We start from the raw sequence: 12,763 nt of genomic DNA, 5'->3' as shown, positions 1-12,763 counted from the left end.
GGTTCAGGCCTCCGCGCCAAGGGTGCGGTCCGGATCGACTGCCGGAGCCGGGGTGATGCCGGCGGTGCGAATGGGATGGTCAGGACCTTCCTCAGGGCCGGTCTCGCCCGATTGGGGCGGCTTGCTCATGAGCTTGAGAATGTAGCCTGTGCCGGCCCCGAACACGATGAAGTAGACCACGATGAAGGTCAGCAGCGACGCGGCGACCGCCGGAGCCTCAAGCGGTGAGACCGACTCGGCAGTCCGGAGCAGGCCATAGACGGTGAAGGGCTGGCGCCCGACCTCCGTGGTAACCCAGCCGGCGATTACGGCCACGAAGCCCGCGGGCCCCATGGCCAGCGCCAGCCAATGCAGCGGGCGCCAGTCGTAGAGCTGGCCCCGGAACCGGGCCCACAGGCTGAGCACTCCGAGGCCCAGCATGAGAGTGCCCAGGCCCACCATGATACGGAAGGACCAGAACACCACGGGCACATAGGGCCAGTTGGCGCGGTCGAACGTGTCGAGCCCATCCACCGGAGCATTCAGGTCATGCTTGAGGATGAGTGACCCTACTTTCGGGATCTCGACGGCATAGCGCACCGTGCCGGCCTCCTGATCGGGGATGCCAAACAGGATCAGGGGAGCACCGTCCGGGTGGCTCTCGAAGTGACCTTCCATCGCCATGACCTTGGCGGGCTGGTGCTCCAGAGTGTTGAGCCCGTGCATGTCGCCCACGAAAATCTGAAGCGGGGCGACAACGGCGATCATGCCCATCGCCATTGAGAACATCACCTGGGCGCCCTTGTTGGTGCGCTCGCGCAGGAGATGCCATGCACCGACACCGCCTACGACCAGCCCCGTCGTGAGGTAGGAGGCGAGCACCGTATGGACGAGGCGGTAGGGGAAGGACGGGTTGAACACGATGGTCCACCAATCTTCGGGAACGAACTGTCCGGCCTCGTTGATGGTGTGACCGACCGGGGTCTGCATCCACGAGTTGGCGGACAGGATCCAAAAGGCCGAGATGCAGGTGCCGATGGCGACAGCAAGGGTCGCGGCGAAGTGCAGCCGTCGCCCGACACGCCCCATGCCGAACAGCATGATGCCGAGGAAGCCCGCCTCCAGGAAGAACGCGGTCAGGACCTCGTAGGCCATCAGCGGGCCGACGATCGGCCCGGCCTTGTCGGAGAACACGGCCCAGTTGGTGCCGAACTGATAGGACATGACGATGCCGGACACGACGCCCATGGCAAACGCCAGGGCGAAGATCTTGAGCCAGTACTTAAACAGGTTGAGATAGACCTCGCGCCCGGTCCACAGCCACAGCCCCTCCAGCACGGCAAGATAGCTCGCCAGCCCGATCGAAAACGATGGGAAGATGAAGTGGAACGAGATCGTGAACGCGAACTGGAAACGTGCCAGGAGCAGGGCGTCGAACTGGTCAAACATTGGGCTCTCCCTTGGATGAGAGGGCGGTAGTCGACGGGGCCTGTTCGTTGACGTGGAAACGAAAGACGTCGGGACTCGCGTGGTGCGCCACGACGTCGAAGTCGTACTCGCCGTCAAGGTCCAACTCGACCAGGATATTCGCTAAAGGGGCCATGATGATGGCCGTTTCGACGAAGCGGCGGAGGTCTTCGCGCTCCTCGGGCAGATTCTCGATCCTGCGGGTCGCATCGAATCCGACCGGGTTGGTTTGGACAACCGCTGCAGTGGCTAGGGTGCTCTCCATGGTTCATCTCCAACGGTGTTGCGGTCGAACGAGAGGATGATGCAAACCCCGGCGGGTCACTGCAGGTCGCATTGCCCCGCGCTTGCTGTATGGGTTACCTGTACATGCAAGTTGCATACATATGGCTGCATGCAGTGTAAAGGGTGCATCTGGTCGAAGCGTAGATATGCGGCATTTCGCTCAGAAGCTGGCGGAATCGTAGTGCACCAGTTATATGTATTTAAGAATTATTTGTATGATCCACCAAACCATACAACTGAATCTGGAAGGTCAGGAGAGATAGATGGATACCCGCTTTGGCTCCTATAGCATTGCGCCTTCGGACCGGTTTGATCCGGAGCAGTTCTTCCGAGGATCCTTGGCTGATCTCAAGGCGGACGGCCGCTACCGGAGCTTTCTCGAGCTGGAGCGCAGGGCAGGGCAGTTCCCCCTCGCTGATGCACCGGGGCGGTCCGACCCTGTCATCGTGTGGTGCTCGAACGACTATCTCGGCATGGGCCAGCACCCGGTGGTGCTCAAGGCCATGCACGAGGCCATCGACCGGGTGGGGACCGGGGCTGGTGGAACCCGCAACATCTCCGGCAACACCCGCGACCATGTCCTGCTCGAGCGCGAGCTTGCCGACCTGCACGGCAAGGAGGCGGCCCTCGTCTTCGCCACCGGCTACGTGACCAACGAGGCGGCGCTCTCGACGCTGGCGGGAATGATCCCGGGCTGCATCGTGTACTCGGACGCCCTGAACCATGCCTCGATGATCGCGGGCATCCGGCATTCCAAGGCCGAGAAGCGCATCTTCCGCCACAACGACGTGGAGCACCTCGAACACCTGATGGCGGCCGACGATCCGGCGCGGCCGAAGCTGGTGTGTTTCGAGAGTGTGTACTCGATGGATGCGGACGTCGGCCCGATCAAGGCGATCTGCAACGTCGCCGAGCGCTACGGCGCCATGACCTATCTTGACGAGGTCCATGCGGTCGGATTGTACGGTGAGCGCGGCGCTGGCGTGGCCGAGCGCGAGGGCCAGATGCATCGCCTGACGGTGATCCAGGGAACCTTGGGCAAGGGCTTCGGCTGCGGCGGCGGCTACATCGCGGCCTCGGCTCCCCTGATCGATTTCGTGCGTAGCCATGCGCCCGGTTTCATCTTCACCACGTCGATGCCTCCTGCCGTTGCGGCCGCCGCGCGGGCGAGCGTGGCCTATCTCAAGGCCAGCAGCTCCGAACGCAAGCGCCACCAGGAGGTTGTCGCCACGGTAAAGAGCCGACTCAAGGCCGCGGGAATTCCTGTCATGCCATCCGAGACCCACCTGGTTCCGGTGTTCGTGGGCGACGCCCATCTGGTCCGGCGCATCTCGGATGAGTTGCTGACGCAGCACGGGATTTACATCCAGCCGATCAACTACCCCACCGTGCTACGCGGTACTGAGCGGCTGCGGATCACGCCGACCCCGCTCCACACAACCGAGCAGGTCGATCACCTCGTCGAGGCCCTGGCGGCGGTGTTCCAGGCGCACGGGCTTGAGACGGGGCAGGCGGCATGACGTTCGAACGCGAGAACGTCCGGCGTATGGCCGGATACGTCCCGGGTGAGCAGCCCCGTCGGGCGGTAGCCAAGCTGAACACCAACGAGAACCCGTTCCCGCCCTGTGATGCGGTTCTTGCGACCCTGGCCGGGATCGACGGGGAGATGCTGCGCCGCTATCCCGATCCCACCGCCTGGGGCTTCCGCACCGCGGCGGCCCGCCTGCACGGCCTCACGCCGGACCACATCGTGGCCACCAATGGCGGCGACGAGCTCCTGCGGCTGGCACTGACGACGTTCCTGCCGCCCGGCGCCCCGCTCGGCCTCGCGGAGCCGAGCTACTCCCTCTATCCGGTGCTGGCGGCGGTTCATGACAGCCCGCTGTGCCCGGTGCCGTTGGCTGATGACTGGTCGGTGCCGGCCGACATTGCACGGCAATGGAACAGAGCCGGAGCCAGGCTCGCGATCCTCGTCAACCCGCATGCCCCGTCGGGGCGACTTACAGCGGCTCAGGAACTGGCGGAAGTGGCACGGACCTTCAAGGGCGTGCTGGTGATCGACGTGCAGAACAGGTTGTGGAGCGGGACGGAGGCATAGGCGAGGCCGAGCATGCCGGCCGCGACGGTCAGGCAGGTCAGGGCCGTGTTGCGGGTTCGTCCCGCAGGCGAACGATCGGTGTCGGACATGGCGGCAACCTTCCGTGGCGAGGACTGGCGGTTCAGCCGCGGGAACCGACGGGGCCTGGGGAGGGCGGTTCCTTCTCCGCTGCCTGCCGCGGGACGGCGAAGCGGCCTTCCTCGGCCTTGTGGAAGTACTGGCTCGCAACCAGCTGCCCTTGGCGATGCGGATCGGCGGGATGCAGGTCAGCAGCAGGAACGGCCCAGACGTGAGCAGGCGAACCCAGACGGACGGTTCCCACATGATCTCGACCCAGACACCGAACCCGGCCGCTGGGATGCCCATGATGATCATGATGAAGAAGGCCGGGCCGTCAGCCGCGTCGGCAAAGGAAAAGTCGAGGCCACACGACTCGCAATGTGAGAGTGTCAGGAAGCCGTTGAAGGGGCAGCGGCACTTAAGGCCGTGCTTGAGGATGGCATCCTTGGCACGGGGTTCATGGTCATGTCCGCTCCTTCCGGTCTGCACTCTCGGAATCCAAGGGCACCCAGTCATGTATGGCTTGACGTCCCCCATACAAATAGACGTAAATTTTCCTCCGAGGCCGGGCCAGCTTAACGCCTTTCGCAGGATTTGCAGCGGCCTCATACGCGCACTATGTATGTTATGAGTACTCCCTACATTTACAAGACAAGAAGGTCAATAACACATGTTGTCCTGGATGCCGCAGCTTGAAACGGGACACGGGCCCAAGTACCGGGCCATCGCCGAGGCCCTGCTGGCCGACGTGCAGTCCGGCCGCCTCAAGCCGGGCCATCGCCTGCCGCCGCAGCGCCAGCTTGCGAAGGAGCTCAGGGTGGACCTCACCACCGTCACCCGTGCCTTCAACGAGGCCCGTCGGATGGGGCTGATCGAAGCGAACACCGGGCGGGGCAGCTACGTGCGCGGACAGGCTCCGGAACAGAACAATGTCGCGCCTGCCGGATCTCCGGTTATCGACCTGAGCATGAACATGCCCCCGCAGCCGCCGGCGGCGAAGCTGCGCGAGCGCATCAAGGAGGGAATCGCGGGCGTACTTTCGTCGCCGCACGGCCTGATGCACCTGCACTACCAGGAGAGCGTGGGTGCCGGACCGGACCGAACTGCCGCCGCCCGCTGGCTCGCAGGCCGCCTTGGCGCGGTTCCCATCGACCGCGTCGTGGTGACCGGCGGCGCTCAGACGGCGCTCTATGCCATCGTGCGGATCCTGGCGGATCCCGGCGACGCCATCTGCGTCTCGGATCTCACCTATCCGGGGCTGCGGGCCATCGCCGAGCAGCTCAACGTGCGGCTGGTCCCGGTGGCCATGGACGGGGAGGGGATCGACCCGGCCGCGCTGGAAGAGGCGTGCGGGCGCGAGCGGCCGAAGGCGGTCTATTGTGTGCCCACCATCCACAATCCGACGACCACGACCACGTCGGCCAAGCGGCGCGAGGCCATCGCCGGGGTGGCGCGGCGCCATGGCATCGCGATCATCGAGGACGATGCCTACGGGGCGCTGCCCCGGCAAGCGCCAGCACCGATTGCGGCGATCGCGCCCGACCTCACTTGGCACATCGCCACCCTGTCGAAATGCGTGACGCCCGCCCTGCGCACGGCCTACGTCGTCACGCCGGGATTCGCCGACACCCTGCGGCTCGCGGCGGAGGTCCGCGCCATGTCTCTGATGATGCCGCCGCTCATGGCGGCGCTGGCCTCGAAGTGGATCCTCGACGGCACGCTGGATGCCATCACGGCAGCCATCCGCGAGGAGAGCGCCGCCAGGCAGTCCATCGCAGGTCGGGTCCTGCAAGGCATCGAGTTTCAGGCGCACCGGGAAGGGCATCACCTGTGGCTGACCCTGCCGGAGCGCTGGCGCCGGGCAGACCTCAACCTTTATGCACGGCAGTCTGGCCTTGCCTTGGTGTCGAGCGAGGCCTTCGCAGTCGGGCCTGCTCCGGATACAATCCGCGTCTCTCTTGGCGCAGCGCAGAACCAGGCCGTGCTGGAACGCGGGCTCAACCTGCTGGCGACGGTCCTGTCGCGTGGCCCCGGTGCTCTGTCCTCGATCGTATGACCTTGGTGAAGAACAGACACCGTGTGGCATCGTAGAATGATCGTTTCATCCAAGTGCAATCGGTCGCTGGGCGGCGAACCGATGGGCGCCCCCCGCTTAATCTGCCGACAGGGGTCGGATAAACGCTGATCACGGGGAGGAACGGAAGTGACTTTGACGATCCTCATCCAACAATGAGATCATTGACCTCAGGGTGACGGCTGACCCAGTCCGTCATGAACGAGCACCGGACAACCGCCTGACGCCCACTCTCACGAATCTGCCGGAACACTCCCTCTGCCAGTTTGGAGCCGATCCCCTGACCGGATAGCTGTTGGGGCACTTCGGTATGGATGAGAACGACCTTGCCATCCTCCAGCCGGTAATAGGCTGCCGCAATCGTATCTCCGATGGCCATCTCAAAGCGGTGAGCGGCTGTATTTTCAGTAACTCTGTCGTCCATAGGGTTGCTCTTGTCGGTATGCTGACGGCAAAGGCTGTCTTTGGTGATAACAATTGATTTCGCGTACGCAGACACACCGATCCGTTCCGACGATGCCAGTTAAGGCGGTGCTGTTCTTGCACTGATCTGCTCTCAATGATCACATTTCAGATGGCAGTATGTCGGCACCTGCCGCAGCGCACGCGGGATGAGAGAATACTGTCTTTCCTGCTGTCACGATCCCAACGCCGCATGTGCAGCTTGGTGCTTCAATGGGCATGGGCAGACAGGTTTAGCAGCCACCATACCAAGGTATAGGTCCATTCGACCGCTGCATAGTCGGGCCGCGCCTTGCCTAGACCAGAACATAGCTTTCGCGACCGGTGGAAAGAGCCATGATTGGACAACTGCCCTTTGAGGGGACAGCCCCAATAGAGGCCGCCTCAGACAGGAGCAGGCTCTCTGAAGCTTAAGGTAAGGAATACAAAATGGGACACGTTCTGCCCAGTGGCGGTGGCAAAGCTCTGATGAATGTCGGCGACGCAGCGTTGCTCCTGCTCGATCATCAGACGGGTCTCTTTCAGACTGTCAAGGACATCACGGTCGCTGAATTGCGTGCCAACGTGTCGGCACTCGCCCAGATTGCTACTCTGCTGAAGCTGCCGGTCATTACGACGGCCTCGGAACCTGAAGGGCCAAACGGTCCGCTGATGCCCGAGTTAGCCGAGCTGGCGCCACATGCCGTTTATGTACCGCGGAACGGCGAGGTGAATGCCTGGGACAACGACCTGTTCGTCCAGACCGTCGAGAAGACGGGTAAAAAGACGCTGATCATGGCCGGCGTCTGGACGAGCGTATGCGTTATGTTTCCAGCCCTCGATGCCAAGGCCGCAGGCTTCAACGTTTATGCCGTTGTTGACGCATCAGGTGATCCCAGCCAAATGGCGTCCCGCACGACCCTTGCCCGCTTTGCCCAGTCAGGCGTCATGCCGACAACCACCAACGCGGTGATTTGCGAACTTCAACGCACCTGGAGGCGTCCGGAGGCGGCGGAGATCGCCGACATCTATACCGTCGCCACACCAGACTACCGAACCGTCATGGAGAGCTATCAGAAGGCCAAGGACGTCGGTTCGGCGCAGAAGCAATACCAGGACCGCATGTAAGGGTTCGTGCGCATGGCATTAGCCTGAAACGGAGGATACCCGATGAGAATGATGATGTGTGCTGCAGCGGCAGCTTTGTTGCTGACCATGGCAAACGCCAATGCCCAAGCGCCTGGTCCGCCGGACAAGGGAGTAAACCTTCCTGGCTCCAAGAACGCGAAAGTGACAGAAGTCTACCAGCGGGCTTTGCCGGGAGTCCCTGGCAAGAGCATCAAGGGCGTTATGGTCGAATACGGACCAGGTGGATATTCGCCGTCCCACACCCACGCGAAATCCGCTATCATCTACGCTACCGTCATTGAAGGCGCTGTTCGCAGCCAGGTCAACGAAGGACCTGTCGTGACCTATCAGACCGGTCAGAACTGGACGGAGATGCCTGGCGATCATCATCGTGTCAGCGCCAATGCGAGCGAAACGCAGCCGGCCAAGATCCATGCTGTCTTCGTTGTGGACGACGTGGACACTGAACTGACAGTCCCGGACAAGAAGTGATGAGCCGGCCGGACTTTCAGAAAAAGCGTGGGCTCGCAGGACGTCAAAAGGGCGCCCTGCAAGGTCCTGGCGAAACTGTTGGTGCAATAGTTCGTGGAGACCTATGGGGGAAGCTACGGCATAGGCTTGAGCTACGCCGCCACATGATCAAGCCTCCAAGCATAAAGACCTAAACCTTCGTATACCTTCGACTGGACTTCGAGCTATGTAGTCGCCCGAGCACTCCAGAGTAAAACTACAATAGCGGACCGTCGGCATAAATTGGCCCGCCGCATTCTCCTTCGAACCAGATTGATTTCGCATGGGGAGGGAACGATGAGAATTGTTGTGGTGGGTGGCACCGGACATATCGGCTCCAGGCTCGTTACAGCCCTACAGGACTGTAATCAGGATGTCGTGGTTGCCTCACCGTCTTTGGGCGTCAACACAATCACCCGCGAAGGACTGGACGAAGCATTGAATGGCGCTCAGGTCGTCGTCGATGTGACGAACTCTCCGACGTTCCAGGATGACGTTGCACTGGAATTCTTCCTTGCATCGGGACGCAACCTTCTGGCAGCGGAGGAGGCCGCTGGCGTCCAGCATCACGTCGCCTTATCTGTCGTCGGTACCGATCGTCTGCCGGAGAGCGGTTACTTCAGGGCGAAGATGGCACAGGAGAACCTGATCCGGGCGTCGCATCTACCCTATACGATTTTAAGATCGACGCCGTTCTTCGAGTTCCTCACCGGGATTGTCGAAAGCGCCGCCGATGGCAACGTGCTTCGCCTGTCACCGGCTCCGATCCAACCCATTGCGGCCGATGACGTTGTGGCAGCCTTACGCGAGGTCGCGATGGGTCGTCCCCAGAACCGCGAGGTTGAGATCGTCGGTCCAGACAGGTTCGGTCTCAACCAGATCGCCGAACAGATCCTGACCGCGAATGAAGATGGCAGAATGGTCGTTGCCGATCCTCGCGCTTTGTATTTCGGTGCGGTGCTGCACGACGATACCCTTGTGCCGGGTGATCATCCGCGATTTGCGCCAACACGGTTCGAAGATTGGCTCAGGCGCTATGTGGCCGACGCCTTACCTGTGGCCTTTTGAGAGGCGACTTAACAGGCGGCCAAAGGTGCAATGCCGTCGGGCAGCACAGAGAATAACCCAGTGTCATTCAGATCAGCGCGAATCGGGTGACGAAATGTTCAAGCATAGCAATTACGAGCCTAGAAGCCGGATCGAGCGATGGATTGAGGCGAGACTCCCCATCATCGGCTTTTCACATGAAACGGCGGTGTCATACCCGATCCCGCGGAACCTGAACTACTTCTGGACCTTCGGCGGAATACTCACGTTCATGCTCGCGGCGCAGATCGTCACCGGCATCTTTCTCGCGATGCATTACGTGCCGAACTCTGATTTGGCCTTTCAATCAAACGAGCGGATCATGCGCGACGTCAATTATGGATGGCTCATCCGGTATCTGCACGCGAATGGCGCGTCGATGTTCTTCATCGCGGTGTACATCCACATCTTTCGTGGGCTGTACTATGGATCCTACAAGGCGCCTCGTGAGATCATCTGGATCCTTGGCATCACCAACCTCCTCATCATGATGGCGACCGCGTTTCTGGGCTATGTCCTGCCATGGGGACAGATGTCCTTCTGGGGCGCAACCGTAATCACCAACCTTTTCTCGGCGATCCCGCTCGTTGGCGAGACGATCGTTGAGTACCTGTGGGGCGGCTATTCGGTCGGCAATGCAACCCTGAACCGGTTCTTCTCCCTCCACTACCTGCTGCCCTTTATGCTCGTCGGCACCGTCACGCTTCACGTTTGGGCGCTCCACCACGTGGGGCAGAACAATCCGACAGGTGTGGAGATTGCGGACTTCAGAAAAGATACAGTGCCTTTCACGCCACAAGCGACCGTGAAGGATCTCTTTTCCATTGCCACTTTCATACTGTTCTTCGCCTACTGGGTGTTCTACATGCCGAACTATCTCGGCCATGCAGACAACTACATCCCGGCGAACCCGGCCGTGACGCCATCTCACATCGTTCCGGAATGGTACTTCCTGCCCTTCTATGCAATCCTTCGCGCCATCCCGGACAAGCTTAGCGGCGTGACCGCGATGGTCATGTCGATCGTTATAGTGGTGTTCCTGCCCTGGATTGACACCTCCAAGGTGCGCTCGATGTCCTATCGTCCGGCCGCGCGGCCACTGCTGTGGATGTTTGTTGCGGCTTTTATCGGCCTTGGGTACCTCGGCAGCATGCCGGCGGAGGGCGGCTACGTGATCGCCGCGCGTATCCTCGCCGCGCTCTACTTCGGGTACTTCGTTGCCCTGCCGATCGTCGGTTTGTTTGAAACGCCGCTGCCGCTGCCCCTATCGATCAACGAGGCTGTGCTCGCCCGTCACGAGACGCCTGATCTCTTGGTCGGCAGGTACGTCATACGTCACTAAAAATCTATGAGCGGTTAGGCCATGCATATCGGTCGACAGTATAAAATCACCGACTTTCTCGCCTGGACACGATGGGAGTCCAGCTGGATACTCTCTTGGTCCTTGCTCGTCACGATTATACTTCAAGTCACAAACTGGCATTTTCTAACGGTGCCGTCGTCCATTCTGGCCCTTGTAGGATCGGCGCTCGCGATCACTCTCGCATTCAAGAACCAGCAATGTTACGCGCGCTTCAACGAGGGTCTTATGCTGGCGGGGCAGGTAAGCGCGACCAGTATGGTCCTGGCTAACAGGTTGATGTCAATGGTAGGCAGGCTAGATGCCGCAACACCCGGCCTAGGGCTGAAGGAGATATTTTATCGCCATTTCGCGTGGCTGACTGCGCTGCGCTTCTACCTGCGCGAGGGCAGATCCTGGGAAAATACGTTTGATCCGGGAAATGTGAGCTTCCTTGCCAGCACTCCAAGTCCCGAAAGCCACTCAGCCCTTGCGGACGAGTTGAAAACCTATTTGTCGGATGCAGAAGTGCAGAAAGTCATGACGCATCAAGGCGACAAAGAGGGTCTGATCATTCGTTGGCAGTATGAGTCCATCAGGGATCTTCATACTCAAAATCTCATCAGCGAGTACATTTTCACCGTGATTACGGCTGGACTTGATGATCTTGTTCGGTTGCAAGGAGCTCTGAAGCGCGTCAAGAATTATCCTTATCCGCGCAACTACTATTCGATCGCCGTTATTGTGGTGAAGATCTTTGTCCTGATCGTGCCATTCGGTCTCTATCCGGATGCCCGGGAGTTGGGCGAGCCGGCCGGGATCGGGGATTGGACTGCCTGGTTGAACGTGCCGTTCAGCGTGGTCGTCGGCTGGATTTTTATTTCAATGGAGAAGGTCGGCGAGAACTCGTCGAACCCGTTCGAAGGGAACGCCAACGATGTCCCCATCTCATCGATCATGCGGCGAATTGAGATGGAGATGCGGATCATGATCGACGGGAAAACCGACCTCAAACCGATCGAAGCAAAGGATAGCATCCTGTTCTAGTTTAGTCAGCGCATCCGCGCCCACGTCTGGTCTAGGATCGACACCATGGTGCCATTCTGCAGAACCGCAGCCTCGGACGACTGGATAGTCGAAAGAGAGGAACTCGCAGCGTGGCTGATCGGTCCGGCGCGCCTGTCTGGCGACGCAGTTGCGGTGACCTCCGGGTTCGCGGAAAGGTTGACCGCGATGGGCGTTCCGTTGCACCGGCTGCGCATTGGGATGCGCGTCGACAACCCACTGCTGACGGCCTGGGGCATCGTCTGGATGCCGGAGACGGCGACCGAGATCTTCACCATCAGCCATGCCCTCCGCGAGTCCTCCACTTATGTCGGCAGCCCGTCCCAGCATGTTATGGAGACTGGAACCTGGTTCCGGCGGCGGCTCGACCAGCTTGAGCTCAACGATCACACTGCCCTCCATGAATTGGCGAGTGGCGGTTTTACGGACTATGTCGCAGTGCCGGTGACCTTCGGGAACGGCATCATTCAACCGGCGATGTTCGCCACGCGGCACGACAGCGGGTTTGCCGAAGACCACGTCGCTTCGATCAAGGAGCTTTCCGTTCCCCTCTCGGCTGCGCTGGAAGCCATCGCCATGCGCCGCTCGACCGCAAGCCTGCTGGCCACCTTCCTGGGCGACGGGCCAGCCGGGCGCGTACTAGCCGGTGCGATTCACCGCGGCGACATTGTCGAAACTGAAGCGGCCATTCTGCTCACTGACATGCGCGGGTTCACACCTCTCTCGCTGACATCATCACCATCACAGCTGCTGGCCACATTGGGACGCTATTTCGAGGCCGTCGCCGATGCTGTTCGGGCGGAGGGAGGCGACGTTCTCAAGTTTCTGGGTGACGGAGTCCTGTCGATTTTCCAGGTGGCCGAGGACGGACGCACGGCTGCCTGCGCAGCGGCTGTGCGCGCAATATCGCGGGTCGTCGCGTCAGCCCGGGCCGAGGATCTGCCCCCCTTCGTTGCTGCCCTGCACGTTGGCCCGGTGATGTATGGCAATATAGGTAGTCTCACTCGTCTGGATTTTACGGTGGTTGGGACGGCGGTGAACATTGTCAGTCGTCTGGAGGGGATCGCCAAAGCCAGCGGCGAGACAGTGGTCTGCTCCGGGACCTTCGCCTCTGCCGTGCCGGCGACGCTCACCCGAACCCTGGGCCGCTTCGAGATCAAGGGCTTAGAGGGCGAGCACGAGGTTTTTGCGATGGATGTCGAACCGGGCAATCATGCGTAAACAAGGCCGT

The 12,763-nt window shown here is 60.9% G+C and carries 12 protein-coding genes and 1 pseudogene; 9 read left to right on the top strand and 4 right to left on the bottom strand.

All coding sequences use genetic code 11. From position 1 onward, the window contains the following. Positions 1 to 3: 3 nt before the first annotated feature. Positions 4 to 1,428: a cytochrome ubiquinol oxidase subunit I gene (locus tag FEZ63_RS04660; protein WP_150942478.1), complete on the bottom strand. Its 1,425-nt coding sequence runs from the start codon at positions 1,426 to 1,428 to the stop codon at positions 4 to 6. Then, positions 1,421 to 1,711: a hypothetical protein gene (locus FEZ63_RS04655; protein WP_150942477.1), complete on the bottom strand. Its 291-nt coding sequence runs from the start codon at positions 1,709 to 1,711 to the stop codon at positions 1,421 to 1,423. Before FEZ63_RS04655 ends, FEZ63_RS04660 begins: the two co-directional genes overlap by 8 nt. 283 nt (positions 1,712 to 1,994) lie before the next feature. Here FEZ63_RS04655 and hemA point away from each other — a divergent pair, with 283 nt between their 5' ends. Next, on the top strand, positions 1,995 to 3,251 hold the full coding sequence (gene hemA / locus FEZ63_RS04650; protein ID WP_150942476.1) for a 5-aminolevulinate synthase: 1,257 nt from the start codon (positions 1,995 to 1,997) through the stop codon (positions 3,249 to 3,251). Next, a complete protein-coding gene (locus FEZ63_RS04645) occupies positions 3,248 to 3,829 on the top strand; it encodes an aminotransferase class I/II-fold pyridoxal phosphate-dependent enzyme (protein WP_150942475.1) in 582 nt (193 codons plus the stop codon). The genes hemA and FEZ63_RS04645 overlap by 4 nt, the downstream gene beginning before the upstream one ends. A 285-nt stretch (positions 3,830 to 4,114) precedes the next feature. On the opposite strand, the pseudogene FEZ63_RS26020 reads toward FEZ63_RS04645, so the two are convergent. Then, positions 4,115 to 4,405: pseudogene (locus tag FEZ63_RS26020) on the bottom strand (DUF983 domain-containing protein); the annotation flags it as partial. A gap of 154 nt (positions 4,406 to 4,559) precedes the next feature. Between FEZ63_RS26020 and FEZ63_RS04635 the strand changes: the two are divergent. After that, positions 4,560 to 5,945, top strand: coding sequence for an aminotransferase-like domain-containing protein (locus FEZ63_RS04635; RefSeq protein WP_150942474.1), 1,386 nt, complete (start codon positions 4,560 to 4,562; stop codon positions 5,943 to 5,945). Positions 5,946 to 6,108: 163 nt separating this feature from the next. On the opposite strand, the gene FEZ63_RS04630 is transcribed toward FEZ63_RS04635, so the two are convergent. Continuing rightward, positions 6,109 to 6,387: a GNAT family N-acetyltransferase gene (locus FEZ63_RS04630; protein ID WP_150942473.1), complete on the bottom strand. Its 279-nt coding sequence runs from the start codon at positions 6,385 to 6,387 to the stop codon at positions 6,109 to 6,111. Between the two features lie 506 nt (positions 6,388 to 6,893). On the opposite strand from FEZ63_RS04630, the gene FEZ63_RS04625 reads away from it, so the two are divergent. From FEZ63_RS04625 to FEZ63_RS04600, 6 genes are all read left to right on the top strand, one after another. Next, complete coding sequence (locus FEZ63_RS04625) at positions 6,894 to 7,532, top strand: hydrolase (RefSeq protein WP_244622640.1); 639 nt, start codon at positions 6,894 to 6,896, stop codon at positions 7,530 to 7,532. Positions 7,533 to 7,619: 87 nt separating this feature from the next. Continuing rightward, the gene (locus tag FEZ63_RS04620; protein ID WP_420846259.1) at positions 7,620 to 8,024 is read left to right on the top strand and encodes a cupin domain-containing protein; all 405 of its coding nucleotides are present in this window, start codon (positions 7,620 to 7,622) and stop codon (positions 8,022 to 8,024) included. A 315-nt stretch (positions 8,025 to 8,339) separates the two neighbouring features. Next, complete coding sequence (locus FEZ63_RS04615) at positions 8,340 to 9,110, top strand: SDR family oxidoreductase (RefSeq protein ID WP_150942470.1); 771 nt, start codon at positions 8,340 to 8,342, stop codon at positions 9,108 to 9,110. Positions 9,111 to 9,204: 94 nt separating this feature from the next. Then, positions 9,205 to 10,470 carry a cytochrome b gene (locus FEZ63_RS04610; protein WP_150942469.1) on the top strand — a complete coding sequence of 422 codons (1,266 nt, stop codon included), beginning with the start codon at positions 9,205 to 9,207 and terminating at the stop codon, positions 10,468 to 10,470. Between the two features lie 21 nt (positions 10,471 to 10,491). Further along, positions 10,492 to 11,514 (top strand): bestrophin family protein, encoded by a 1,023-nt coding sequence (locus tag FEZ63_RS04605; RefSeq protein ID WP_150942468.1) that lies wholly within the window; start codon positions 10,492 to 10,494, stop codon positions 11,512 to 11,514. A gap of 186 nt (positions 11,515 to 11,700) precedes the next feature. Continuing rightward, the gene (locus FEZ63_RS04600; RefSeq protein ID WP_244622644.1) at positions 11,701 to 12,753 is read left to right on the top strand and encodes an adenylate/guanylate cyclase domain-containing protein; all 1,053 of its coding nucleotides are present in this window, start codon (positions 11,701 to 11,703) and stop codon (positions 12,751 to 12,753) included. Positions 12,754 to 12,763 lie beyond the last annotated feature (10 nt).

The sequence above is a fragment of the Microvirga brassicacearum genome, from assembly GCF_008757455.1.
GTDB classification, from domain to species: Bacteria; Pseudomonadota; Alphaproteobacteria; order Rhizobiales; family Beijerinckiaceae; genus Microvirga; species Microvirga brassicacearum.
This window is presented reverse-complemented; position numbering and strand designations above follow the sequence as displayed.